Raw genomic sequence first — 25,159 nt, forward strand, 5'->3', positions numbered from 1 at the left:
TTTTATTCTTTGTAAAATGATAGTATAAATTGATTGCAATAACCATCTGTATTTTGATTTTGTACGACAGATTTTTTCGTAAACAGAAATTCTTCCAAAGTGATTTTCTCTTTATTTTTGACTGAATTTAAAAATAGTTCAACTCCTATTTGGGTTTCAAAATCAAATAAAAGTGCATGGTCATAATTCACCCAATTGACATAACGCGGAATATTTCTTTGCGATCGCCATTTTAAAAATTCATTGGTAAGTTGTATATCGTTTATTTTAGAAAAATGCATAATTTCTTCTTTTGCTACAATCCACTTGGCTTTTGATAAAATAATATCACGATACACTACTCTTGGAAAATAGATGTAATGATTTCTTAAGACTCCCCAGTCAAAAGAATAAATCGGTTTTGTATGCTGCGACTGTAAATCACATAAAAAATGATAAAGTGGCAGCGAATTTTTAGAAAAGTTATGCGCGTTTGAGAGACAGGGAATGACCCTTTTATTGTGCTTTTTAGAAAACAGAATTATGGTATCATTTTCTATAGAAACCCAAAGATCATTTAAATGAATGGTGTCATTTTCGGGTACTCCGGACTTTGCTAAATAGCTGATTTCATGTTTTCGTAAAACCGGCCTGCGTAAAATATTTCCGGTTCTGGATTCCGGGATATGAACTATTTCGGCCATAATTTGATCTGAATAGTAAGCTTCTTCTTTTTGTATGATCTCTTTAGTGAGATTATGGATAGAAGGATTACCAGTGCAAAATCGTCCTAATAGTTTGGCAGCGCTTGTATTTCCTGATGATTCAATTACAACTTTTTCGTGCTCTAAAACTTCGAACATTACAGAAAATGTGGCTGGAGCGTTGCTAAAATCATTATTGAAGTTTGGAAAATCTTTTTCCGTTAATGAAATTTCTGTCTCCCCATTTATCATGCACTCTTGTATCTTTTTCTGAAGGATATAGTCATAAGATGTCCAGAGTTCGTTTTTGTTCTCTGTTTCTTTAGACTTAAGAGAAAGAAATTCTAAAACCTCATGGCTGTCGTTCATCTCGTGATTTTGAAGATAGCCAATTCCAATTTCTGTATCCAGAACGGTTGTCAATGGCATCATCCTGCTTTCATATCTTTGAGTAAATGCTTTTTTAAAACTTTCCTGATTCTGAAACTTCTCTTTCATTTGAATACCATTCAAAAACTCAACGGCTCTTAGTACTTTTTGGGAAACATTTTTGCTTAAAGTATTTACCGAGGTACTTGAATTTAGATCGGTTTGAAAAAGATACTTTTCATCAAAGTCAATTTTAAGACGTTTTATATTGTTTTTAATTTTCGGATAGATTTTTTCAAGAGGAGCAAGTTTTTTATCTAAGGAAAGAAGCTCTTCCAGAATTTTTTCTAACATTTGATATTCGTTCTCTAGAGTCGGAATTTTTTTCAAAACATCTAAAATCCTTTCCCCGTTGTCACTTCCTGTAACAACAGCATCTAATTCACTTACCAAAAACTGAAAATCGATTAATTTTAAAACAAATTCCGCTGCCTCTGCTTTTTCATCCTCATCATCCGACAAAAACATGATCATTTCTTCAACAGTCATCCCTTGTTGTATGCTGTCAAGCAGTTCTGTTAGTACCGTAGATACTCGTAAGGCCGAAATACTGTGTTCCCGCTTTGTCTCTATACTTTTGTATTCGATGTAGCGATAAAAATCTCCAATTTTGTAAATACTATTGTTAGGGTAATATTTCAAATGTGGAATTACGTCCTTTTTTTTGGAAATTTCCTGAAGCAGCATTACCCAGAATTGCATATCAAATTGAGTAAAACGTTCAAATTTGCCAGAGTTCTCCAGAATAATTTTCGTTTCGGCGGCTGTTCTCCCCACAGAGCAGCCTGAAAAGAGCCCAAATGGCGTACATCTGGAGGACATTCTGGCTATATATTTAAGAAATGTAAGTTCTAATTTTTTAGCCTTTTCAACGGGCAGGTTTGAATCGGTTTTCACCCATTTATCCAATTCTTTTGTCAAATCCGGAGAAGCTAAATGAATAGCTTCCCGGATGAGTGGATTTTGATATTGTAGTTTTGCGTTTTCAGTCGAATAATGTTCCATTGTACTGAGATATAAAGACAATGGAAATAAAGGAGTTCTTAATACATAAGCATCAAAGGATGCGATCTTGAAATTCGATATCATTTTTTCTTTTTACTGATTTTTTCAGCAAGTTTCATAGCATTGTAAACATTTAAAACTTTACCCGATTTCGACAATTCTGAAAAAGGAACTTTTTTGTCTTCTGTACCAGGAACAATAACTTCGATATCATAAGCCATTCCCGAATCTAGTATAATTTGTTTGACCTCAGCAGCAGTAAGTTTAGGATAATAAGTCCATATTAATGCAGCTGTTCCCGAAACCATTGGAGCGGCCATAGAAGTTCCTGAAGCAGCTTTATAACTATTTCCTGAAGCAGTTGTATAAATCTCTTCTCCTGGAGCAAATAAATCTACATTCTCCTTACCATAATTTGAAACATCAGACACAAAATATTCATTTAATTTATAGGTCGTAGAACCAACGTTAATAAAATTTCTACAAATTTCAGGTGTACCATCAAATGCAACATCACTTGGATATTCTGGGTTTTTATCAACATCAAAAGCAAGGTTTCCGGCACTGTGAACTATTAAAACATTGTGAGCTTCTGCGTATTTTAAAGCATCAAACACCCAGTCTTTATGCATGGAAAATTCTTTCCCTAATGACATATTAATTATTTTAGCACCATTATCAACTGCGTAGTATATCGCCATTACGATATCCTTATCATTCTCATCTCCAGAAGGCGAAACATTTAAAGGCATAACTTTTACATTTTGTAAAATCCCCCTTACACCAATATTATTTGTTCGATTCGCCCCTATTATCCCTGCCATTTTAGTACAATGATCTTGAATAGGTCTATGCCCGGCTTTATTGTTACTTATGTTATTATTACCATAACCTTTTTTAAGAACGCTCGGATTATCTCCAATTAATAAACGTTCATTGTAGTCAACATTTAAATTTTTTAATAGTACAGAATCCAACTGTGTTCTCTTATCAACTATATCCTCTAATGTTTTTTCATCCACTTCTAAGTTACCTATCATATAATCAATTAGAGCTCCTAAATCTTTATCATTAGAATCACGTCTTTGCATATAAGTTTTATCATTTGTTTTATACTTTTTATAAAGACTGTCTAATTGCTCATAGGTATAATCTTCTTTTGGAAAAAAAAACTTTAAAGTATCTTTTACCAAAGGATATACTTCAATATTATGAATTAGGGATCTATGCCAATTTTTATAATATTCCTGTTTAGACTCAAATTTTTTTCGGGCTCTTAGATATTCCTTATAGTTGGGTAAATCTTTACTCGAAATTTCATTTTCGACTTTGTTATGAAACATAGGTCCCCATTCTCTAATTATCCTAACATATTCGTAGTTGTTCCAAACTACGTAGCCTCCGTTTTTAGTTCCGGTAAAACTCCATCCGTTCACATCATCTATATAGCCATTGTGGTCATCGTCAAGGTTATTGTTTGGAATTTCCTTCACATTTCTCCAAAGCTGTCCTTTCAAATCTTCATGATTAATATCAATTTGCGTATCAATTACAGCAATGATAATAGGGCTTTTTTGCTTTTTTTTATTTTGATTGTACCATTTATCCAATGAAATTCCAGGAACTCCATCTGAGGCATAATCTTTTTGATACCAGCCTTTAAATTCTGAAGATGTTAATTCCGTTTTAATAGAATTAATTGCAGAAGCACTTAAATCTTGTTGGCTTTTACAACCAATTAAAAATAATAATAAACCCAAAAAAAGGTATACTTTTACTAATGTTCTATCACTAGCAATTTGCTTTTTCTTCATTTTTTGTTTTTACTGACTTTTTCAGCAAGTTTCATAGCATTGTAAACATTTAAAACTTTTCCTGATTTCGACAATTCTGAAAAAGGAACTTTTTTGTCTTCTGTACCAGGAACAATGACTTCAATGTTGTATACAGTTCCCGAATCTAGTATAATTTGTTTAACCTCAGCAGCAGTAAGTTTAGGATAATAGGACCAAATAAGTGCTGCAGTTCCTGAAACCATTGGGCCTGCAAGGGAAGTTCCAGAATCAGATTCGTAGGCATTATTCTTGGCTGTTGTGTAAATTTCTTCTCCAGGTGCGAACAAATCCACATTTACTTTTCCATAATTTGAAAAACTAGAGACGAAAGTGCTGCCTAATCTTGAAGATGTCGAACCAACATTAATAAAATTAGTAAAAATCTCAGGAGTCCCGTCAAAAGTATTATCACTTGGATAATATGAATTTTTATCGGTGTCAAAAGAATTATTCCCTGCGCTATGTATTAGCAGTACGTTTCTTTTTTCAGCATATTTAAAAGCATCTGAAACCCAATCTTGATGTACTGAAAATTCTTTTCCAATTGACATGTTGATTACTTTTGCTCCATTGTCAACAGCATAATAAATAGCCATAGCAATATCTTTATCATGTTCATCTCCTGAATAAGAAATATTGAGTGGCATAATTTTTATATCCTGAGAAAAACCTTTTATTCCTTTGTTATTGTCTCGATTGGCCGCTATAATTCCTGACACTTTAGTACAATGCCCCTGAAGGTTTTTAAAACCATTTTTATGAATACTAACGTTACTACAACCATATCCTTTTTCTAGAACATTTGGATTGTCTCCTATTAATAAACGATCATTATAGTTTAAATTCAAATTTTTATTAGTAATTGAATCAACATCCCTTTCTGTTTCTTTCAATTTTTCCAAAGTGTTTTCACCATATTCGAATCTAGTTTTCATAAAACCAATCATTGCACCTATATCCCGATCATCATCCTCTCTTCTTTGTCTAAAAGTTTTGTCGTTTATTTTTACTATTTTGTATAAACTATCTAGTTGTTTATAGGTATAGTCTTCTTTTGGGAAATAGTGCTTTAAACTATCTTTTACAATAGGAAATAGATCGACGCTATAGTGAGAAGATTTTAACCAATTCTGGTAGTTAGATTTTTCTTCTTCATAGATTTTTAGAGCTCTGAGATATTCTCTGTATTTAGGCAAATCGTCAGATTTAATTTCATCCGAGGTTTTATTTTTAAATAAATTTTCCCATTCTCTAATTAGTCTAACATATTCAAAATTTCCCCAAACAATATAGTCTTCTTTTTTGTTTGAGGTAAAATTCCAACCATGAATATCATCAACATATCCATTATTATCGTCATCTATTCCATTATCAGGAACTTCTTTAATGTTTAACCAAATTTGCTCACGCAAGTCTTCATGATTTATATCTAATTGAGTGTCTATTACTGCAACAATGATATCACTTTTGGATTTGTTTTTATTTTGATTGTACCATTTATCTATTGAAATTCCAGGTATGTTGTCTAGTTTATTATCTTTTGTATACCATGTCTGAAGATTTAGTGAGGAGAATATTTCGTTTTTACTCTCTGTTTTAATAGTATTAGTTTTTTGAGAAGATTTACATGATAAAATTAAAAATGCAACAATGAAAGGAACAAAGTAAGGAAATCTCATAGGTCAATAATAGTTAAAATTATAAATCTTTACCTTGTTGGTTATTACAATTACTGCTCAGATCTGTAACCGTTTTATCATCTCCATTACCTCCAGTAATTGAACGTAAATTTTTTAATTTAGCGATACCTATTTTCTCTAAATTAAATTTGATGCTTTCTTTTTTCAATTGATTAGTTTTCATGCTTTTCTTTTTTTAAGATTACTTGTACAAATATAAATCACTATCAATTTACATGAAACTATAATAACTTTCTATTTGTCGAAATTCAGGAATTTCGATATTTCATATTTTATAACTATTTGTTTTTTAACAAATTGCCCCTGAGGTTCCTTCAAGTTCCTTAATGAAATAAGTTGGTTTTATCCCGGCTTTTTTATAAAAAGCAGTCGAAAATGATTCTGCACTATTAAAACCAAACTCTAAAGCAAGTGCTTGTATTGTATATTTTCTCAATTTCGAATCTTCTTTTAAACTTTCAAGAGCATACTCTATTCGTAAATCATTAATGTAATTTGTAAAAGTTTTACTTTTATAGGTATTTATTACTTTAGATAAATATTTACTATTGGTTTCAAAATTATTAGCTAATGTCTGTATTGTTATTGTTGATGTCAAATAACCTTTTTCCTTTTCAAAAGAAATTAATTTTGCTATAATTTCTGTCACTATTTCTTCCGAAATTCCGATATCTTCTTTTGGAGAATTGCTTTGTTTTATTTTTTCTAGTCTTTTATCATCGTCTTCAATTAATTCTCTGATCGATTTCTCCTCCATTATAGTGTTAAATCTAATGCGATATTTCTTTTTAAGTTGATATTGATAAAAACTAACCCCAGAAGCACCTATAAATGCAAAAAGGGATATTGATAATCCCCAATAGGATTTATTCTTTTCATTTTTAAGAGAGGAAATTAAATTTTCTTTTTCTAGAAATAGATTAGGTATATCATACTCTTTTTGCAATTTCTTTGTCAATTCTTTATAATTATTCTGCAAAGTATTATTAATATCCATGTATTTATTTAAGTACTTCAATTGGTTTTCTTTGTCTCCAATGTCTCTATAATATTTTATTAAATAAGGATAACCTTCAATAAATTCAGGTGTTATCCTTTTGGTGATTTTATACATAGAATCAACCTTAACAAAATTTTCAACCGCCTTCTCTTTTTTTCCTAGTCCATCAAAGGATTTTCCCAAATAGTAGTAAGAAGCTAAGATATTACCATAATCCTTATAAAAAATAATCTTAGGTATAGCTTTGTTAATACTATCTAGGGCAACGTTATATTTTTTAAACATAACCATGTTTGCTCCTTCATTTAAAACAAATAGTGAATTATTGTGATGATCTTTTGTAAATGCAGATTCTCTATAACCTAATTTGTTGTAGTAGGTTGCAGAATCACATTGTTTTAGCGCCTTATACGCATCTGCAAGTGCAAAAATCACTAATTGATATGAAAAAGAGTATTGTGGCGTTCTTGTTCTCTTACCTTTATAATAAGCGAAACACTCTTTGTATAAATCTAAAGCTTCATTAACCTGTCCTAGCTCTTCAGATCTTAGTGCAGCAATTGAAAATTTTGTTTCATAATAAAAATCCGTATCTCTTTTTTTAGCGAAACGTTCAGCTATTAAGAAGTTTTCTATTGCTTCTTTATAATTAAATTGTTCTTTGAGGATGTATGCCTTTGCAAAGTAAGCATATGAAGGAAGTTTTTTATCATCTAAATTTTTGCTGTATAAAATGGCGCTATCTAAATATTTTACGGCGACTTCGTTAACTGATATTAATGAGATCAAATATGCCCCCCTTGCCCTTTCAATAGGGTTATTTTCTCTTTTTGCTTTGTTTAAATAGGTATTAGCATATTCAAATTGTTCATTTTTATTTCCCTCATTATTCCAGAAAGATTCTTTTAGTTCTTTGTAAGAAAGTTTGACAAGATTTTTTTTAAAATTTTGTGCAGATAAGAAAGTAGAAAATAGTAATAAAAGTACAATATTGTAGTGCTTATAGAAAATCATAATCGTTTAATTTCTTACAAAAATAGAATAACTTTATACAATTTTATGTATAAATCACTAAAAAAACAAAAACACCAAACATTTCACAGTCAGGTAATTGAAACCTATTTTGTTTGAAATTCCTGAATTTCATATCGGTATTCCTGAATTTCGATATCTAACGTTTGCGAGCAATAAGAGCTTTGTCTAGTTTTGACATAAGAAAGTGAGACATTTTTTACAGTTCGACGTCACTGCAAAATTTAGATTATTTTCTTAAATGTAATTGGCCGTTACAAAACTATGATTCAAAAAGTAATGAATCGAAAAAAAAGGATGCGGAAAAATAAGCCGTATAAGTAATTAACACTTTAAAAACATAAAAAGATGAATTTACAAAGTTTAAATTTAGTAGAACTTAATGCTCAAGAAGTACAAGAAATTGATGGCGGTATTTGGGGGGAAATTGTTGCAACTGGAATTGCACTTGGTGGAGGTCTTGCTTGGGCTTTCGATAAGGGAGAGGCTTTTGGAAGACATTTAGCTCAAGCATATTAACTTTTAAAACTTAAAATTATGGAAAATTTAAAATTGATTGAATTAAACGAAAAAGAATTAGTAGAAACGGAGGGAGGTTTTGGTCCTCTTTATTATTTGTTTGCCGGAGCCTGGGCAGCTGGAGTTGCATACGGTTATATAACGGAAAAAGCATAATATGAAATTTTTCAAAAGTAATTCGTTTTATATTATGGTTACAATTTTTGCAACCTTATTATTTTTAGTTTATGTCTTTAATAAAGGAGAGATTTTTGGTAGAGCATTAGCCAGATAAATTAGGGGTCAAAGTAAAATATGATATAATGTCAGTTTTAAAAATTGATTATTATATTTTGTACCATGTAGAAATTCTATTGTAAAATCTAAAGAGGCTGCTTTAAACAGCCTCTTTATTGAATTCAATAACATATGATATCAAAAATAAAAAAAATATTTCAAGATCTTCAGCAATGGCAATTGGTATTAGTTGTAATTCTCATAAACCTTTTAAACAGTTATACTTTCAAAGTTCTTGCAGAGTTCTTAGGTAGTGATTTAGGCAAAGGGTTTAATGAAAATTACACCATTAATGAAAAACTGGTTTTATTTGTTATTGTAGCTCCACTTCTTGAGACTTTTCTATTCCAGTATGCGGTTATTGAAATTTGTAAAAGTAGAAAAATTGCCCTCAGATACTGTTGTCTATTATCAGCTTTGATTTTTGCCTCAAATCATCTCTATAATGTTTTTTATTTTTTATTTGCCTTTGCTGCCGGTATGATGTTAGCGGGTTTGTATGTAACAGGCAGAAGTGTAAGAAACTCTTTCTTAATCACATTAATTACGCACACAATTTATAATGGTATTGTATTTATCTTGAATATTTATTTTCCTTAGGATTTGTTGGGGGGGTAATTCTATTCCTGAAAAGAAAACATAAATAAACGATGAGAGTAAAATGTAAGATGTAAAATGGGATATCATAACTTTTTTGAAAAGGAGATTTATATTTGGTCGTTTCAGTATAGAATTATTTTAGAAAAATTAATATTACGAAGGAGGAGTACTTCAGAATACAATAAGCAGAATACGTTCTAGAGCTATTTAATAACAGAACTTTTAAGTAAAAAAACTAACATTTATGAAACCTAATGTAACAAATGAGACTTTTTTGAATAAAAAAGACAACGAAATAACGGACTTAATTTATGCACTAATATTCTTTCCAGTGGTGTTTTACTTTGTAGGGGCCGTGTGCGGGGAGGCATTGTATTATTTATTAAACTAATCACATTCTGGAAATTATGAATCACGATTTAAAACTATTAAAACGTATTAACATTGTCATTGCAATTGGAACAGCGATCTATTTCATTGGATATCTTACGGGGTATATTTTAAAATAAATTTATAAACCTCCATTCATAACTTTGACCATTATCACTTTGCATTATTGGTAGGTAAGTCAATGTTTAAAATCTAATTTGCATCGCAGTAACAAGATAAAACACTCTCAATTTTAGAGTGAAAATTTATCGGAGAGGTTTTTCCGTACCTTAAATTTTTCACGCATTTTTTTATAGATATCAAAAGATTTCTCTTTTCTGAAAAAAGGGAAGTGGATTTCTATTGCCTTTTTGAAAATTTACAGCTTACTTTTTTAAACTAATTTTTACAGAATAATCTGTATGTAATACATTGATATCTCATGAACTTCAGTTCAGACCCAATAAACACGCTGGAAAATCTTATTGCTAAAAACAAAACAAAAAGCTTTTCAATCTATCTTATTATTCTTTTGGCGGTTATCGTTTTTTTAATGCTTTTACCTGTTATTAAAGTTGACATTAGCAGTCAGAGTCGTGGTATCGTTCGCAGTAAGACAGACAATGTACCTGTTGCAACAATGGTGAGTGGCAGGGTTAACTGGATCAATTTAAAGAATAACGCAGTTGTACAAAAAGGAGATACTCTTTTAAAAATTGCCAAAGAAAATCTGGAAAGCGATAAAAGAACTCAGGATACTTTATCAAAATCTGTTTCAGCACAGCTAAATGATGTTTCAAACCTTTTGCAAAATAGAACCAGTCATTTGTTGACCACTGCAGCACGAGAAGATCTATTAAAATTTCAGTCTGGAAAAAATGAATTGCAAAGCAAAATTTCGCAGGCACAAATAAATCACAACCGCAATAAAATTCTATATGACAAAGAAATTATTGCTAAGGCCGATTTTGAAAAACTTGAATATGAATTACGTCTGTCCAAACAAGCCTTGCAAAGTTTCATAAGTCAGCAAAAATTAGCTTGGGAAAATCAAAAGAGAGATTTAGAAGATCGCTTAAAGAACCTCAATGGAGCTGTCGCTAAGATAAATGCAGAATCAAATAATTATGTTGTTTTGGCTCCAGTTTCCGGAACAATCGAAAACTACTCAGGCATTCAAAAAGGCTCCTTTATAAATGCTTCCCAATCTATCGCGGCCATTTCATCGGCAGATCATCTTATTGTCGAATGCAATGTTTCTCCCAATGATATTGGTCTTATTAAGAGAAATCAGGAAGTCAAATTTCAGTTAGATGCCTTCAACTATAACCAATGGGGTATGCTGGAAGGAAGAGTAATCGATATTGACCGCAATATAACCATGCAGGGGAACAAGCTTTTTTTAAAGTACGCTGTGCTTTAGATTCGAGAACTCTACAATTAAAATCAGGCTATACCACTACTATTTCAAAAGGAATGACCTTAACTACAAGATACATAATAACCCGCAGAAGCTTATTCGATTTGCTATTCGACAAAATAGACGATTGGTTAAACCCGAAACAAATATCAGATCTTAAATAAAAATGGCTTCAATAAAAATAAAACAACATGATGTTAAAGATTGTGGTGCGGCTTGTCTGTCTTCTATTGGAAGTCATTTCAAAGTTAATCTGCCTATAGCGAGAATACGCCAGTTTGCTAATACTGATAAACGAGGCACCAATGTTTTGGGGATTATTGAAGGCGCGGAAAAAATGGGTTTTACTGCCAAAGGCGTCAAAGGCGGTTTAGATGCCTTAGATAAAATTCCGCTTCCGGCAATTGCACATGTTGTCATCAAAGAACAGTTACAGCATTACGTGGTAATTTATAAGGTAGAAAAATCTAAAATCACGGTTATGGATCCGGGTTTAGGCAAAATGGAAAATTATACCTTCGAAGAATTTCAGAAAATCTGGTCGGGAGTATTGATTCTCTTTGCTCCCAATGAAGATTTTAAAACAGTAAACGAAAAAACAGCACCTTTAAAAAGGTTTTGGAATTTAATTCAACCCCATAAAACGATCTTACTTCAGGCTCTGGTTGGAGCTATTTTGTTTACTGTTTTAGGATTAGCAATGTCTATTTACATCCAAAAAATAACAGACTACGTTTTGGTAGATGGCAATAGAAAACTACTTAATTTATTGAGCCTTTCTATGATAGCAATAATTTTGCTGCAAGCCTATATTGGCTCCAAAAAGAGCATTTTTGTGATGAAAACGGGACAATTAATCGATGCAAAATTAATTCTGGGGTATTATAAGCATTTACTGCATTTGCCGCAGCGTTTTTTTGATACGATGCAAATAGGAGAAATTACTTCAAGAATAAGTGATGCGGTAAAAATTCGTTCGTTTATAAACGAAGTAGCCATTGAAATGATTGTCAACCTCTTTATTGTTGTTTTTTCATTTGTATTAATGTTTACGTATTACTGGAAACTGGCCTTGGTAATTGTTCTGGTAATTCCGTTTTATGCTGTGATCTATTTTGTTTTAAATAAATTCAACAAAAAAGTGGAACGAATTATCATGGAGAATGCTGCCGAACTGCAAACACAATTAGTAGAGAGTATCACCCATATAAGAACAGTAAAAGAATTTGGGATAGAAGATTTTTCCAATCTAAAAACAGAAAACAAGTTTGTAAAACTGCTGTTTACAACCTACAAATCCGGTTTAAACGGAATCTTTGCAGGAACTTCTACACAATTTTTAGCTTCGGTTTTTACTATAGTTTTAATGTGGATCGGATCGGGTTATGTAATCGACAGAGCCATCACTCCGGGAGAACTATTCTCTTTTTATGCCTTGATTGGTTATTTTACTTCTCCGGTTGCCTCTTTAATCAACATGAATAAGACAGCTCAGAATGCCTTAATTGCAGCAGATCGACTCTTTGAAATAATGGATCTGGAAAGAGAGGAAACAGAAAATAAAATAGAATTGAAGAAAGAGCATTTAGGAGATATCAGGTTTGAAAATGTCTCTTTCAGATATGGATCCCGTATGGAAGTATTTAAAAACTTTAATGCAGTATTCAAAAAGAATCAAACAACAGCAATAGTAGGAGAAAGCGGCAGTGGAAAAACAACTTTAATCTCATTGCTGCAAAATTTGTATCCTATCAAAGATGGTAAGATTTATATTGGAGAATATGATTCACAGTTTGTTCATTACCAGAGTTTACGAAAAGTGATAGGAGTTATTCCGCAACAGCTTAATTTGTTTTCCGGAAATATTATTGAGAATATTGCTTTAGGTGATCCGTTTCCGAATATTCAAAGAATTTTGGATTTGTCCAAACAACTGGGAATAACTCATTTTGTTGAGAAATTACCCAACGGATTCGAAACACAAATTGGAGAAAATGGAGCTATGTTGTCAGGTGGGCAAAAACAAAGAATTGCCATTGCCAGGGCATTATATAAAAATCCGGATATCTTACTGATGGATGAAGCCACAGCATCATTAGATACGGCCTCTGAAAAAATGGTGAAAGAGGTGATCGATAATTTTAAAACTCAGGGAAAGACAATAATTGTTATTGCCCACCGCTTAAGTACAATTGCGAATGCAGATACCATATTGGTTATGAAAAACGGAACGATAGTCGAATCAGGAAATCATTTCGAATTATTAGACCAGCAATCCGAATATTACAATCTTTGGGGTAAACAAAATTTGGTTTAGATGGGCTTTTAATTAGAACGATTGATTTTGTACCATAATCTTCCTTTGCTAAAAAAACAATACGTATTTATACGTGAGTTTTAAATTAATAAAAAAAACTTTCTTACAAGCTCAATATCAGCGACAAGTCCAACCATCTTGCTCATTAACACAAAACATTTTCTCCATAAACCAGAAAACCTCGATTTTTCTAAAATCGAGGTTTTTTTAATTTTAAGCGAAATTTTTATTCTACATCCAAATATGGATTCAAAACCTCAGCTAATTCATTCAGCCAATAAAAGCTATTTTCTAAATTGGTAATTTCATTTTGCAGGGTTCCTTGTTGCCTCAAAGCTCCTAGAGCAAGAACGTAATTGACTTGCCTTATAGATTTAGCCATTTCTTGCGGATCTATTGTGTTGTTGAAGAAATTCATCAGCCTGATTTCGGCTTCTTTTGAAAGGGTGTTGGTACTCATAATTTTTACGTTTAGGGAATATAAAACCCGCATAGCTAAGGTGTCCTACGCCGTAAAAAGCGTTGCAGTTGTTTCCAATACCGCCACCATACCACACGGGCAAAAGTTTAATCGAGTTCATGTTTTTACGTTTAGGACTGCAAATGTAGTAAAAAAACCGCTGATTAAATAGTAGGAAAAATAATATATTATAATATTTTGTTGGCGTCGGGTTTCACTGGTTTATCTAATGAAAACATTTCCCATAGTCCTGATAGAAGCGGTATCCTTTTTCTTGCTCCTTTAGCAAGGAAAAGATACAAGCGGATGGTTGCTAAGAGCTTCTTAATGTTTTCTCTAAGTTATTTTGATGCAGTTACTTCTTCAATTTTTTAATATCTGCTTCAATTTCTTTTAAGCTTTGTTCGATCTCTATTGATTTTCTACTTTCTTTAAATTTTTCAAATTCTTGGGTAGATTTATCCAGAGCCATTTGATGACTAATTTTACCAGCGTGCGACAATAACTCTCTTCCGTTGAGTTGTAAAATACTGTCGAGACGTTCTGCCCAATCTTTCATATACATGGGAGTTTGTTGTTGCGCCATGGTCTCAGCAAAAGCTAAATATTGCTCTACTAATAAGCCTAGAAGTTTTATTTCGTCTTCAGTAAGGTAATTTTTGGCGATGCTAACATCTGTTTTCTGAACTGTTTGAGCATTTTTTTTATCAAAAGACTGCATTCCTAATAATGGTAAAGAAGCGTCTACTCTTCGGTAGACTAATTCAGCAGCAGTATTTTGAGAGATTGCCCAAAGAAATTTGTTTTGTACAATTTTGAAAAATGAAACTGTTTTTTCGTCTTTGACATCATAATCAATACTTGTGGTGTAAATGTCTTTTATTTTTTGGTAGAAGAATTTTTCAGATATTCGAATCTCACGAATGCGCTGTTGCAATTCGTTAAAGTAATTCATAGTATTACCGGACTTAAAACGATCATCATTTAATGTAAAACCTTTTACAATGTATTCTTTTAATCGCTGCGTTGCCCAAATACGAAATTGAGTTCCCTGAAGTGATTTTACTCTATAGCCTACAGAAATTATGACATCAAGATTGTAAAAATTTGGCGCTTTTTGCTGAAATTCGGAATTTCCGAATTTGTGCATACACAAGCTTTCCTGAAGTTCTCCTTCTTCAAAAATATTTTTAATATGTTCATTAATAGTAGATTTGGCTTTTCCAAATAATTGTGCCATCTGGTCCTGAGTTAACCAAACTGTTTCTTCTTCAAGTCGTACATCGATTTTAATATTGCCTTCCTGATTTTGATATATAAGTATTTCTCCCGTGTTCATATTTATACTATTCTTTCATAAAATTCGTTCCTATATTCTTTACTTCCGGACTGTTGATGCGCTACTGCAAAAAATAATCTGATTGCTAAAGTATTGAATAAAAACTTAAGATTAATAGATAAAAACTGTAAAGTATAGGAGTAGATGTCTGTTTTATGAATAAATTTTATTTTTAACATAATTAAGAATATTCTTATGTAATTTTATCCCTAGCCCCGATGGAAGTGAAAATCCTTTTGTGCCCGCCGCGGCGGATACAAAAGATTGAAACGGACAGCGGGAAATAGCTCCAAAAAAAAGAAATTCCAAACCTGAAATTTCAAATTCCAAAAATCTTTTGACTTTGTTGGGGATGACAATAATAAACATCAGAAAACGTTATTTCTAAACTTCGCCACGCTCAAAGGCCACAAAACCTCAGCTTAAAACCTCTCAAAACCCCAACAAAAACTGTATACTGTGTACAAAAACGTGTAATAATTACACACTTGAAAAACGCGTAAAGCTTCTAATTCGCTAGAAACCAGTGAAAACTAATTATGGCACAACGCTTGCAAAATGGGATTGTATAAAATTCTCTCCAATAAATGAAAATGTAGCACCGGAGGGAAGCAATTAAATAAAAGCCATTAGAAAGCAATAAAAAGTAGTGTCATATGAAAAGTGAAACCCTAACATCAGAACAGTTTTATACTTCAAATTCAAATCTTAATACCGAACAAGGCTTAAACAGTTCCATTTTTCGTATTAGTAATTCAAATGTAGCTTCAAAGAAAGTAAGCGAGCGTACCAAAAGCAAGACAGGATTGTTTGTGTTGGTAAGTACTTTTATCTTATTGTTTATTGGAGCTTATTCGGCTTATCATTTGCAAGCCGATTTCGATCAGTTTCAGCTGGAGCGAATAAATTCAAGCTGGGGATTTCCTTTCCTGATACTGGCAGGGGCATTGTTTGTATTTCAAGCCGGAGTTTTTTTGTATAATTTATACTTGTATTTTACTTATAAACCAATCGAATCTGTTTCGGATGAAATGTTACCAACTTGCACTGTGATTGTTCCTGCGTATAACGAAGGGAAACTGGTTTGGGATACTTTGATGAGTTTGGCAGAGAGTGATTTTCCGGAGCAAAAAATGCAAATATTAGCTGTTGATGATGGAAGTAAAGATGATACCTGGTATTGGATGCAACAAGCTAAAATAAAATTGGGCGATCGTTTGACGATTTTCCAACAACCTGAAAACAAAGGAAAACGTCATGCCTTACACCGTGGATTCGAATTGGGAACAGGAGAAATTTTTGTTACGGTAGACAGTGATTCCATCGTAAAAAAATATACCTTAAGAAACTTAGTGAGTCCGTTTGTAGTAGATGAAAAATGTGGTGCAGTAGCCGGAAATGTTCATGTATTGAACAGCAAAAAAGCAATCCTGCCTAAAATGTTGAACGTGAGTTTTGTGATGAGTTTTGAATTCATGCGTTCTGCGGAAAGTAGATTAGGTTCAGTGCTTTGTACTCCGGGAGCAGCGGCGGCTTACAGAAAAACTTCGGTTTTTGCTTGTCTGGACGAATGGATCAATCAGACTTTTATGGGACAGCCATCAGACATTGGTGAAGACCGTGCCATGACCAATATGATTTTGAGACAAGGGCAGCATGTGTTGTTTCAGCGAAATGCTTATGTACTTACAAACGTACCGGAAGAATATACCGGATTGTACAAAATGTTTATCAGATGGAGCAGAAGTAATGTGCGTGAGAATATCGCAATGGCGAAATATGTTTTTACAGATTTTAGAAAAGAATCTAAATTTGGAGCGAGGCTTTTATTTGTGAGTCAATCTATGAAAATGATTATGGCGTATCCGTTTTTGTTTTTTATGTTCTACTTCATTGCGATGCATCCGTTATTGTTTTTAAGTTCTACACTTTTAGCAATTTTAGTGGTATCAAGTTTCCCGGTATTGTTCTACACGAAAAGATATAATTTTGCCGATTCGCTTTGGGCGTATTCCTACAGTGTTTTCTATACTTTTAGTTTGTTTTGGATTACACCGTATGCAATTGTTACTGCCAATAAAAAAGGCTGGCTGACCCGTGGATTGGCTTAAAAAAGGAATATTGTAATTAAAGAAATAGAAATTGATTTGTTTTTTTAGAACTCCTGCTCATTTGAGTGGGAGTTTTTTGTTTTTAGAAGAATTTGGAATTTGAATTCGAGAAAGAAGGCACACGGATCATATGGATTTCCTATGCGAAAACACAGATCAACGCAGATTTTTTTATTTGCTAAAGATCAGGTTGTGTCCTTATGATATTCTTTTAAGAGAATCTATATGTACCAACGTTTTCGTGAAACAGATCTGAATGATTCTTGTGCTGTTTTATAACCGCTAAGAACACAAAGGTTTACGCAAAGATCGCCAGAATTAATAACGTATATAATGATGGTGAAAAACTATTGATGAGTATGATGGGAGAATAGGGGGAAGCAATCTAAACTATATATCGTGTTTCAAAAAAAAACCTCTAAAGTTTTAAGTTTAGAGGTTTCAAATATTTTAAAAGCAATAACGATTATTGCTGTTCTGCAATTGTAGCTTTATTAAGTTTCAGCACTCTGATCTTTTTGTTGGTATTGTCAGACAAAAATAAACGATCATTAAGTTGTGCAACACCTACAATACTTCCAAAAGGATTTTGCCCCATAACATCAGAAGCATTTACTCTTGGAGTATAAATACGGTCCATAAATTCTGGTTTTGGATAAAGACGTAAGTAATTTGTACTTCCAACATTTTCAGAAGTTATTGCCCAGTCTTTTGTAAAGTTAATGGCGATAGGTTTAGGAGTAAAAGCAGCTATTACAGGTTTTAGAGGCTCTGTCAGCGAACTTGCCGAATTAGATTTGATGCCTGCAATATTGTAATACAAATAGCTTTTGGTATCTCTTCCTGCTACTACTAAATTTCCGGCATCTACATCCATAGAATAGATTTGGTCAAAACCGTTTAAGGTGTTTAATTTAGCAATAGGTTTTAAATTCCAATCGCTGCTTGCGGTAATCTGAGAGGTTTCGAAAACTTTAATCGAGGTTTCTTTTTCTTTTACGAATACCAATCCGTCTTTTACCACAACTCCAAACACGTGAACAAAAGTTTGCCACCACTGACCGTTTCCTACCGTGCTTATTCCGGCGTTTGTAACTTCATCCATTACAAAAAGTCTTGAATCAACACTTCCTATATATAGTCGTCCGCTATCTACACAAACAGATGAAAGTTTCGTAAACGGAATTGTAGTTGCTCCTTTTGTGTAAGCGGTGATGGTTTTGATGTAAGTCATTGATGTGGCATCAAAAACTTCAAGGACATCACCATTACAAACATATAGTTTATTGTTGGCAACGGTTATTCCTTTAGGATCAAAAGTTCCAGTTCCGGCTCCAATCTGAGCTGCCGTAATAGAAGCTTCTTCAGTTGGATAGTAATAATCATATTTTGTTGCTTCTTTACCGTTTGAAGAATCGTCACTGCAACCGGCAAAAAGGCAAAGTAATACTAATAAAAAAGGTATTTTGTTCATGATAGTTTTGTAGGTTATTTCCATTTTCCGTCTTCTTTATATTTTACTAAAAATGGGTTTTTTTGGTCAACTTTAAATACAGGTTTAGAATAAGTTCCTCTTAGATATTCTTTTTTCGTATATCCTTTTAATACATCAGGATCTGTAAAAGGAAGATCATTCAGGTGTATTAAATATCTATAGAATTGAGCAAACATTTCCTGTTGACCGCCTCCCTCGCCACTATTGGCTAAATTACTACTATGACTGTAACCACTATGGTGCGAATATTCGTGTGACCAAAGAGACATGTCTCCTTTCCAATGACCAACGATATAGCCACCTTCATATTGTGAAGCTAAAGCACCTCCGCCCCAGGCAGCACCTCCGCCAACCATGGCCATGTTTAAGGTTCGGCTATCAATGTAGGTGTTATAGGCTTGTTCGATTTGGGCTTTGGTTAGATAATCGTAAACGCCATCAACATCGTCAGCATTTCCATGCCAGTTTAGGGCACCGTTTATGGCAGTCCCCGCTGTTGCTGCCTGCTCTTTTTTGTAGAGGTCAAAATTCATGAAAGTATCATAGTAGATAGGATGACTCAGAGCGTAGGAGTAGTTAATAATCATGGTTACCGCTTCTTTAGCCAGAACAGGATTCATCGGTAAAAACTTTTCAGGATCATCAGCAGGATTATTAAGGTGATACTGTGTGCTGAATTGTACTAATCGATTTGATTTGATTTTTTTAAATTTAGCAAATAAGGGATCCGTTGATTCTACCGAAAATTCGATTGCTCCGGAAGAGAAACCATCAATTTTATCAATGGTAACGGCTTTTCCATTTTCTAATTGATAGTCATGGGTTCCGTCTACTAAAGGAATTTGGTGCGCAGAACGGTGAAAAGCGGGAACTTTTGTGAATTCGAAAAGTAAAAATCGCTTGTCGTAGTTGGCTAACTTTGCATAAACTTTTACATCTGTAAGTCCAACAGGAGAGTAAAGAGAAATTTGTATCGAATCTTTCCCTTTTTGAATAATTTGCATGGGCTGATTAACACGGAACCAGCGGTCTTTGTTGTCATACATTTTTGAAGAACTTTCATTGTCTTCAAACATCGTCATTGGTCGGTTTTCTTTTGGTAAAGTACTCGCATCAATGGCCGGCAAATAATTGGCTTTGTAATTGTCACCTTTTGAATCATCATCGCTGCATCCGAAAAGTACGCCCGCGAAAATGGCAAAAGGTAAAAAATAAGAAATGGTTTTTCTCATAGGATTAGTAGGTAAAAATGGGGTTTATATATAAAAATTTATTGTTATTTAATAGTTTTTTTAAAGTACCGTTTTGGGCAATTTTCGGGCAAAATTAAAAAAACATGTTTTATCTCATTTGTACTTTGTAACAACTGGTATCGTTTATGTAATAACTGGTTGTCTGATTCATATTTTGGAGCTATCTCAGGATAACACAATCTAAAAAATGGGCTAATATACTCAATAAAAAAATAATCCGCTCAAACGAAATGTTCGTTTTACAGTTTTAAATAGATGCTTTTCCCGAGTTTTTGTCAGAAACGAAGATAAGAATGAATTTACCTAAAGACTTTTAAATTAGTGTAAAAGCCTTTAGGTTTTGTGTAGAAAAATAGAGAGTTTGTGATGGCTATCAAGAAGTTCTTATTTCCTTCTCCGGATAAAATTGACTACTAGCCAAGATGTTTTAAAACGCTCTAGTTCGGGGACCGATAACTGGTCGAATCCCAATAGGATTGATTTTTAAAGAGGATATTCGAATAGGTTTATGAATCCGTTTCTTTTTTTTATCAAAAAATATAAATAAAAGAATGTTCATTCATTTATTGTTTTATATTTGCAACAAAATATTCAGTATGAGAGTAAGAGATGTTGACAAGGAAAAATTGGTAATCGAAATGGCAATTGACCAGATTGTCCAGGAAGGATTTCAGGGTTTTAGTATGAACAAGCTAGCGAAGGCCTGTTCTATTTCTGTTGGTACACTCTACATTTATTACAAAGACAAAGATGATTTGATTCAAAAAATAGGTGCCATTATTGCGCTAAAGTTTTTTACCAGCACCGTGAAAAACTTTTCGCCTGAAATGTCATTTGAGGAAGGTTTATGGAAACAGTGGGAAAACCGCGCCAACTTTACCATGAAATATCCCAAGGAAGTTGCATTTTTTGAAATTGTCAAACATTCACCTCATTCAGAAATCATTCTGGATTCTATTCAGGAGTTTGCAGATTTTAGAAGGATTATGAAAATGTTTATTGATAATGGCTTACGCAATAACGAGCTGATTCCGATGACATTTGAGGCTTTTTGGTGTGTTGCCTACGGGCCTTTGTATACCTTATTAAATTTACATACTGAAGGTAAAAGCATGGGAGGAAAACCCTTTAAACTTACCAAGGAAATTATGAAAGAAGCCTTTCAGGTCACTGTAAAAGGACTAAAACCATGAAAAATTATGGAAACAAATTTAAATACAATACATATTTTTAAAACAAACATTGGGGATCAGGACCCAAATTGTCCTGTTCGTCAAAAACTCAATAATCATTTAGACATTCAACAATGGAGCATTGACTGCGAAGATGTTGATTGTGTACTCAGAGTGGTTTCGAATACACTACATCCCGAAACAATTATCAGTATGGTCACAGAATTTGGCCATGAATGTCAGGAGTTAGACTAAACTTATACATTAATAAAGAATGAAAAAAAACACGATAGAAAGCACGGCTTTCTCTACAAACCAAAAAATCATTATTGCGATACTGGCACTTTTGCAGTTTACCGTTATACTTGATTTTATAGTTATTTCACCACTTGGTGATATTTTAATGAAAACGCTTGATATGACAACATCAAATTTCGGTTTTACTGTTTCGGCATATGCTTTTAGTGCCGGAATTTCGGGATTGCTGGCAGCAGGTTTTGCTGATAAATTTGATCGTAAAAAACTCCTGATTTTCTTTTATACAGGATTTATTATCGGTACCATTTTCTGTGCTCTTTCTACAAGCTACACAATGCTACTTTTAGCAAGAATCGTTACCGGACTTTTTGGTGGCGTCATAGGCTCTGTTTCTTTGGCAATTGTAACCGATTTATTTATAATTCATCAAAGAGGACGCGTTATGGGGGTTATTCAAATGGCTTATGCCGCAAGTCAGATTTTAGGAGTGCCACTTGGACTGTATTGTGCAAATCATTGGGGCTGGCATTCTTCTTTCCTGATGATTGCAGTTTTAGGCCTAATTATTTTGCTGGCGATTATCACACAAATGCCCGCAATAACGAAACATTTAGAATTACAATCAGATAAAAGTCCGTTTTTACATCTTTGGCATACCTTAAGCAATAAGAGTTATCAACTTGGTTTTACGGCTATTGCATTACTTTCGGTTGGCGGTTTTATGCTACAGCCATTTGGAAGTGCTTTTTTAGTAAACAATCTAGGTATTAGTCAGTTGGATTTACCAATGGTGTTTTTCTTAACCGGACTTTCTGTATTGTTTATAATGCCTATTGTTGGAAAATTAAGTGATAAAGTAAATAAGTTCTGGTTGTTTACAGCAGGATCAGTACTTTCAATTATTATGATCATCATTTATACGAATCTTACTCCTGTACCATTGTGGCAAATTGTAGTACTTACTATGATTATGTTTATGGGAATTATGAGCCGTATGATTCCTGCAACGACTTTAAACACGGCTATTCCGGAAATGAAAGATCGTGGAGCTTATATGTCTATAACTTCTTCAATGCAGCAAATTGCAGGAGGAATCTCAGCGGTTTGTGCCGGATTTATTGTGCATCAGAAAACAAAAACAGCTCCCCTGGAAAACTATGATATTTTAGGATATGTAATTGCGGTGATTACACTTTTGACAATATTTTTGATATGGAGAGTAAATAAGCTGGTGCAGTCAAAAGATACAGCTGATCTTACCACTACTGCAGAAAAAGTAGAAATTTAATCTTTTACCTTTTAATCATGAGAAAGCTTGTCTGTTGAAGACAAGCTTTTTTTGTATAAGCATTTTAGCTTGAATTATAATCGAAAAGTAGTTTCAGCTTGATCAATAAAAATTCTGAATCTTAATTCAACGCTTATTTAACGGATTCGCTATCGCGAAGACACTGATAAAAACGGATTTTAAAATTAAAAAATCTTTTAAATGAGGAAAGAATCCGTTTTCATTCGCGTTTTTACGAAGTAAACCCGTTTTATCCGCGTCGAATAAAAGGAAGTATTTAAAACAATAGGATCAGTTCTTTGTTGTACTACTAAACTGAGAGTCGATGATTAAGGTTTAATTTTTCTCTTCCAATAGATATATACCGAAAAAGCATTTATAGTAGCCAACGCCCATAAAATTGGACTGGTGAAAAAGCTCTCATAACTTCGTCCTTCGGGAATTTCAACAAAAGGAACGGTTATCAAAACGTCCAAAAACAATGCTGTTCCCGACATTAATACTCCAAGTGCAAAACCGTTGATGTTGTATTTTTTCTGATAATAGAATTTTGCGCCAACGATGGCATAAAAAACGATAAGTACCATAACGATTGCGGCTTGTATTAGAAAATAATCTTTCAGAAGTGGAATATTATCTAAAAGATAAAAAGAAATACTAACGCACAACCAAACTATAAAACCCGAAAATATTCCTCTGCTATATTTCATAATCTTGGTTTTAGGAGTTCCAGATTGCAGTCTTGGCTGTTTCTTTTGCGTAAACAGAAAAATCCTTTGCTTTTCTGCCTAAAATATTTTCTATATCCGATGTAATACTGGAATTTCGACCATCCAAAACCTGTTCAAAAAGATAGTTGATCAGCCAAATATGATCTTCCGGAACCTGATATTCCTGTAATAGCTGAATATATTCTTCTAAAGATAATCCCTGAAAAGTAATATTTCGGCCGCTGGCATCGGCAATTTCGTTTACGGCTTGCTTGAAAGTTAGTAATCTGGGACCAGTCAGTTCGTACGTTTTTCCGTTGTGTTTGTCTTCTAAAAGAGAGGCGGTAACAACGTCCGCAATATCGTCGGCATCGGTGAAAGGTTCCAATGCTTCGGCTCTTGGTAAGGCAACAATTCCGGCTAATATGGGATCCAGAAAAAAACTTTCACTAAAGTTTTGATTGAACCAGCTGGCACGAACAATGGTCCAGTTTTTAGCTGTAGACTTCACGATGTCCTCGCAAAGTTGCGCTTCTTTTTCACCTCTTCCGGAAAGTAAAACCATTTTTTGAATACCTGATTTTGCAGCAAGACGCGTAAAATTCTGAATAGTATTTACTGCCGAAGGAATGGCTAAGTCAGGCTGAAAAGTAATATAAACCGTATCGATATCCCGAAGAACAGTCTCCCAGGTTTCCGGTTTTTTCCAGTCGAACGGTAATTCCTCATTTCGGGAACCCAGACGGACTTCGATATTTTCTATTTGGTCTAATCTTTCGACTACTCTGCGTCCCGTTTTTCCATTAGATCCCAGGACTAAAATTTTCGTATTTTTCATATCAGTTTTTTTAAAATGATTACTGATACAAAGTTGTTTAGATTAAAACGGAATCATTTGTCTGAAAAGAATTATGATTTGTTTGAAAAGAATTGTTGCCGAACTTCATTTGGACGCATACCAAATTTTTTATGAAAGGCATTCGAGAAAGAGCTCAAACTATCGTAACCCACTTCCCAGGCCGATTCCTGAACTGTTTTTTCGTTGTCGCGAAGTAACTCGTAAGCTTTGTGCAGTCTTTCTTCCTGAACAAATTTGAAGACAGGGATTCCAAAAAGCTCTTTAAAATTCTTTTTTAATTTATTGCTGTTTAAACCTACCATTTGTGACAATTGTGTGATCGATGGCGGTTTCGAATAGCTATTGGTTACAATTTCTTTTGCCTTAAAAAGCTTGTTTTTATCAATTTCCGATAGGTCAACTTTGGTACCTGTTGCCAAAAGCGCATAGAAATGGGCCAGAAGCTCATTGACCTGACTTTTTAAAAACAACAATCTTGTATTGCCGGTATATGTTGTGTTGAAAATTTTCTGAACAGCCAATTGCATTTCCAAAGTCATATAAAAAGAAGGTCCTTGAACAAAATGTTCTTGCGGATCTAATAATTCCGGAAGATAGTTTTCGAAAATTTCTTTCTCAGCCTGAGGCAAAGAATTTAAATGTTTTGGTTTGGTGAAGATGCTAATGGACTGTAGTGGTTTGTCAGGTTCTATTTTATGAGAGAACTCGACCTTTTGATTGCCAAAAAAACAAATGGCCAAGCCGGTAGTATTGGTCAGATATTTAGTCTGATTGTTATGTTTGATTTCCAGTTCGACATTGCCGGAACCATAAAAGGCAAAACCAACTGCATCTCCGTCGATTTCGCATTGCTGTACGAAAGGTTTGGAGGTGTTGGATTGTTCGATTAAAACAATAAAATCATTTAATTCTATAATGTCTGTTGTCATTGGTTTTTAATGGTTTGACTCAAAAAGGGCTGAAAAGTTACCAATTTTTTTTTAATATGGGTCATTCCTACGGAATTCAAATGTTGTGTCGGTTTTATTT

The 25,159-nt window shown here is 33.4% G+C and carries 22 protein-coding genes; 9 read left to right on the plus strand and 13 right to left on the minus strand.

Features of this window, described 5'->3' with window-relative positions; all coding sequences use genetic code 11:
* Nucleotides 1-2: 2 nt before the first annotated feature.
* The 5 genes from FLA105534_RS12350 to FLA105534_RS12370 all read right to left on the minus strand — a co-directional run bounded on the left by FLA105534_RS12350 (nt 3) and on the right by FLA105534_RS12370 (nt 7,666).
* Complete coding sequence (locus FLA105534_RS12350; protein ID WP_173966428.1) at nt 3-2,201, minus strand: lantibiotic dehydratase family protein; 2,199 nt, start codon at nt 2,199-2,201, stop codon at nt 3-5.
* Nucleotides 2,198-3,931, minus strand: a complete 1,734-nt coding sequence (locus tag FLA105534_RS12355) for a S8 family serine peptidase (protein ID WP_173966429.1) — start codon at nt 3,929-3,931, stop codon at nt 2,198-2,200. The genes FLA105534_RS12350 and FLA105534_RS12355 overlap by 4 nt, the downstream gene beginning before the upstream one ends.
* Nucleotides 3,928-5,631, minus strand: coding sequence for a S8 family serine peptidase (locus FLA105534_RS12360; RefSeq protein WP_173966430.1), 1,704 nt, complete (start codon nt 5,629-5,631; stop codon nt 3,928-3,930). Before FLA105534_RS12360 ends, FLA105534_RS12355 begins: the two co-directional genes overlap by 4 nt.
* Nucleotides 5,632-5,650: 19 nt before the next feature.
* Entirely contained in the window at nt 5,651-5,815 is a 165-nt protein-coding gene (locus FLA105534_RS12365) for a hypothetical protein (RefSeq protein ID WP_173966431.1), read from the minus strand.
* Between the two features lie 126 nt (nt 5,816-5,941).
* Nucleotides 5,942-7,666 (minus strand): helix-turn-helix domain-containing protein, encoded by a 1,725-nt coding sequence (locus FLA105534_RS12370; RefSeq protein ID WP_173966432.1) that lies wholly within the window; start codon nt 7,664-7,666, stop codon nt 5,942-5,944.
* A 366-nt stretch (nt 7,667-8,032) separates the two neighbouring features.
* Between FLA105534_RS12370 and FLA105534_RS12375 the strand changes: the two genes are divergently transcribed.
* The 5 genes from FLA105534_RS12375 to FLA105534_RS12395 all read left to right on the plus strand — a co-directional run bounded on the left by FLA105534_RS12375 (nt 8,033) and on the right by FLA105534_RS12395 (nt 13,185).
* Entirely contained in the window at nt 8,033-8,203 is a 171-nt protein-coding gene (locus tag FLA105534_RS12375; RefSeq protein ID WP_173966433.1) for a class IIb bacteriocin, lactobin A/cerein 7B family, read from the plus strand.
* An 18-nt stretch (nt 8,204-8,221) separates the two neighbouring features.
* The gene (locus tag FLA105534_RS12380; RefSeq protein WP_173966434.1) at nt 8,222-8,359 is read left to right on the plus strand and encodes a class IIb bacteriocin, lactobin A/cerein 7B family; all 138 of its coding nucleotides are present in this window, start codon (nt 8,222-8,224) and stop codon (nt 8,357-8,359) included.
* A 252-nt stretch (nt 8,360-8,611) separates the two neighbouring features.
* On the plus strand, nt 8,612-9,079 hold the full coding sequence (locus tag FLA105534_RS12385; protein ID WP_173966435.1) for a CPBP family intramembrane glutamic endopeptidase: 468 nt from the start codon (nt 8,612-8,614) through the stop codon (nt 9,077-9,079).
* 811 nt (nt 9,080-9,890) lie between these two features.
* Nucleotides 9,891-10,871: an HlyD family secretion protein gene (locus FLA105534_RS12390; protein ID WP_246253232.1), complete on the plus strand. Its 981-nt coding sequence runs from the start codon at nt 9,891-9,893 to the stop codon at nt 10,869-10,871.
* Nucleotides 10,872-11,034: 163 nt separating this feature from the next.
* Nucleotides 11,035-13,185, plus strand: coding sequence for a peptidase domain-containing ABC transporter (locus tag FLA105534_RS12395; protein ID WP_173966436.1), 2,151 nt, complete (start codon nt 11,035-11,037; stop codon nt 13,183-13,185).
* A gap of 226 nt (nt 13,186-13,411) precedes the next feature.
* Here FLA105534_RS12395 and FLA105534_RS12400 read toward each other — a convergent pair whose 3' ends face one another.
* The 3 genes from FLA105534_RS12400 to FLA105534_RS12410 all read right to left on the minus strand — a co-directional run bounded on the left by FLA105534_RS12400 (nt 13,412) and on the right by FLA105534_RS12410 (nt 15,163).
* Nucleotides 13,412-13,645 carry a hypothetical protein gene (locus tag FLA105534_RS12400; protein WP_173966437.1) on the minus strand — a complete coding sequence of 78 codons (234 nt, stop codon included), beginning with the start codon at nt 13,643-13,645 and terminating at the stop codon, nt 13,412-13,414.
* A 355-nt stretch (nt 13,646-14,000) separates the two neighbouring features.
* A complete protein-coding gene (gene rhuM / locus FLA105534_RS12405) occupies nt 14,001-14,984 on the minus strand; it encodes a RhuM family protein (protein WP_173966438.1) in 984 nt (327 codons plus the stop codon).
* A 2-nt stretch (nt 14,985-14,986) separates the two neighbouring features.
* Nucleotides 14,987-15,163 (minus strand): hypothetical protein, encoded by a 177-nt coding sequence (locus FLA105534_RS12410; RefSeq protein ID WP_173966439.1) that lies wholly within the window; start codon nt 15,161-15,163, stop codon nt 14,987-14,989.
* 477 nt (nt 15,164-15,640) lie between these two features.
* On the opposite strand from FLA105534_RS12410, the gene FLA105534_RS12415 reads away from it, so the two are divergent.
* Nucleotides 15,641-17,095, plus strand: a complete 1,455-nt coding sequence (locus FLA105534_RS12415) for a glycosyltransferase (RefSeq protein WP_173966440.1) — start codon at nt 15,641-15,643, stop codon at nt 17,093-17,095.
* Nucleotides 17,096-17,561: 466 nt separating this feature from the next.
* Here the strand turns inward: FLA105534_RS12415 and FLA105534_RS12420 are convergent, their stop codons facing one another.
* Together FLA105534_RS12420 and FLA105534_RS12425 are read right to left on the minus strand one after the other, a co-directional pair.
* Entirely contained in the window at nt 17,562-18,593 is a 1,032-nt protein-coding gene (locus tag FLA105534_RS12420; protein ID WP_173966441.1) for a hypothetical protein, read from the minus strand.
* A complete protein-coding gene (locus FLA105534_RS12425; RefSeq protein ID WP_173966442.1) occupies nt 18,584-19,822 on the minus strand; it encodes a hypothetical protein in 1,239 nt (412 codons plus the stop codon). Before FLA105534_RS12425 ends, FLA105534_RS12420 begins: the two co-directional genes overlap by 10 nt.
* A gap of 617 nt (nt 19,823-20,439) precedes the next feature.
* Between FLA105534_RS12425 and FLA105534_RS12430 the strand changes: the two genes are divergently transcribed.
* The 3 genes from FLA105534_RS12430 to FLA105534_RS12440 are packed head-to-tail and all read left to right on the plus strand — an operon-like array spanning nt 20,440 to nt 22,561.
* A complete protein-coding gene (locus tag FLA105534_RS12430) occupies nt 20,440-21,036 on the plus strand; it encodes a TetR/AcrR family transcriptional regulator (protein WP_173966443.1) in 597 nt (198 codons plus the stop codon).
* Between the two features lie 6 nt (nt 21,037-21,042).
* Nucleotides 21,043-21,270: a hypothetical protein gene (locus FLA105534_RS12435; RefSeq protein WP_173966444.1), complete on the plus strand. Its 228-nt coding sequence runs from the start codon at nt 21,043-21,045 to the stop codon at nt 21,268-21,270.
* 19 nt (nt 21,271-21,289) lie between these two features.
* The gene (locus FLA105534_RS12440) at nt 21,290-22,561 is read left to right on the plus strand and encodes an MFS transporter (RefSeq protein WP_173966445.1); all 1,272 of its coding nucleotides are present in this window, start codon (nt 21,290-21,292) and stop codon (nt 22,559-22,561) included.
* A 329-nt stretch (nt 22,562-22,890) separates the two neighbouring features.
* Here the strand turns inward: FLA105534_RS12440 and FLA105534_RS12445 are convergent, their stop codons facing one another.
* The 3 genes from FLA105534_RS12445 to FLA105534_RS12455 form a co-directional block, all read right to left on the minus strand.
* A complete protein-coding gene (locus FLA105534_RS12445) occupies nt 22,891-23,271 on the minus strand; it encodes a DUF5367 family protein (RefSeq protein ID WP_173966446.1) in 381 nt (126 codons plus the stop codon).
* 10 nt (nt 23,272-23,281) lie between these two features.
* On the minus strand, nt 23,282-24,109 hold the full coding sequence (locus FLA105534_RS12450) for a Rossmann-fold NAD(P)-binding domain-containing protein (RefSeq protein ID WP_173966447.1): 828 nt from the start codon (nt 24,107-24,109) through the stop codon (nt 23,282-23,284).
* Between the two features lie 71 nt (nt 24,110-24,180).
* Nucleotides 24,181-25,059, minus strand: coding sequence for a helix-turn-helix domain-containing protein (locus FLA105534_RS12455; protein ID WP_173966448.1), 879 nt, complete (start codon nt 25,057-25,059; stop codon nt 24,181-24,183).
* Nucleotides 25,060-25,159: the final 100 nt, after the last annotated feature.

Origin of the sequence: Flavobacterium collinsii (genome assembly GCF_902804485.1) — a bacterium.
Classification (GTDB): domain Bacteria; phylum Bacteroidota; class Bacteroidia; order Flavobacteriales; family Flavobacteriaceae; genus Flavobacterium; species Flavobacterium collinsii.

Coding starts and splice junctions, on each gene's coding strand:
- FLA105534_RS12455 (WP_173966448.1), bottom strand. CDS start 25,059: ATGACAACAGACATTATAGAATTAAATGATTTTATTGTTTTAATCGAA.
- FLA105534_RS12395 (WP_173966436.1), top strand. CDS start 11,035: ATGGCTTCAATAAAAATAAAACAACATGATGTTAAAGATTGTGGTGCG.
- FLA105534_RS12410 (WP_173966439.1), bottom strand. CDS start 15,163: ATGTTAAAAATAAAATTTATTCATAAAACAGACATCTACTCCTATACT.
- FLA105534_RS12380 (WP_173966434.1), top strand. CDS start 8,222: ATGGAAAATTTAAAATTGATTGAATTAAACGAAAAAGAATTAGTAGAA.
- FLA105534_RS12450 (WP_173966447.1), bottom strand. CDS start 24,109: ATGAAAAATACGAAAATTTTAGTCCTGGGATCTAATGGAAAAACGGGA.
- FLA105534_RS12390 (WP_246253232.1), top strand. CDS start 9,891: ATGAACTTCAGTTCAGACCCAATAAACACGCTGGAAAATCTTATTGCT.
- rhuM (WP_173966438.1), bottom strand. CDS start 14,984: ATGAACACGGGAGAAATACTTATATATCAAAATCAGGAAGGCAATATT.
- FLA105534_RS12375 (WP_173966433.1), top strand. CDS start 8,033: ATGAATTTACAAAGTTTAAATTTAGTAGAACTTAATGCTCAAGAAGTA.
- FLA105534_RS12355 (WP_173966429.1), bottom strand. CDS start 3,931: ATGAAGAAAAAGCAAATTGCTAGTGATAGAACATTAGTAAAAGTATAC.
- FLA105534_RS12445 (WP_173966446.1), bottom strand. CDS start 23,271: ATGAAATATAGCAGAGGAATATTTTCGGGTTTTATAGTTTGGTTGTGC.
- FLA105534_RS12430 (WP_173966443.1), top strand. CDS start 20,440: ATGAGAGTAAGAGATGTTGACAAGGAAAAATTGGTAATCGAAATGGCA.
- FLA105534_RS12400 (WP_173966437.1), bottom strand. CDS start 13,645: ATGAGTACCAACACCCTTTCAAAAGAAGCCGAAATCAGGCTGATGAAT.
- FLA105534_RS12415 (WP_173966440.1), top strand. CDS start 15,641: ATGAAAAGTGAAACCCTAACATCAGAACAGTTTTATACTTCAAATTCA.
- FLA105534_RS12365 (WP_173966431.1), bottom strand. CDS start 5,815: ATGAAAACTAATCAATTGAAAAAAGAAAGCATCAAATTTAATTTAGAG.
- FLA105534_RS12385 (WP_173966435.1), top strand. CDS start 8,612: ATGATATCAAAAATAAAAAAAATATTTCAAGATCTTCAGCAATGGCAA.
- FLA105534_RS12435 (WP_173966444.1), top strand. CDS start 21,043: ATGGAAACAAATTTAAATACAATACATATTTTTAAAACAAACATTGGG.
- FLA105534_RS12360 (WP_173966430.1), bottom strand. CDS start 5,631: ATGAGATTTCCTTACTTTGTTCCTTTCATTGTTGCATTTTTAATTTTA.
- FLA105534_RS12420 (WP_173966441.1), bottom strand. CDS start 18,593: ATGGAAATAACCTACAAAACTATCATGAACAAAATACCTTTTTTATTA.
- FLA105534_RS12440 (WP_173966445.1), top strand. CDS start 21,290: ATGAAAAAAAACACGATAGAAAGCACGGCTTTCTCTACAAACCAAAAA.
- FLA105534_RS12350 (WP_173966428.1), bottom strand. CDS start 2,201: ATGATATCGAATTTCAAGATCGCATCCTTTGATGCTTATGTATTAAGA.
- FLA105534_RS12425 (WP_173966442.1), bottom strand. CDS start 19,822: ATGAGAAAAACCATTTCTTATTTTTTACCTTTTGCCATTTTCGCGGGC.
- FLA105534_RS12370 (WP_173966432.1), bottom strand. CDS start 7,666: ATGATTTTCTATAAGCACTACAATATTGTACTTTTATTACTATTTTCT.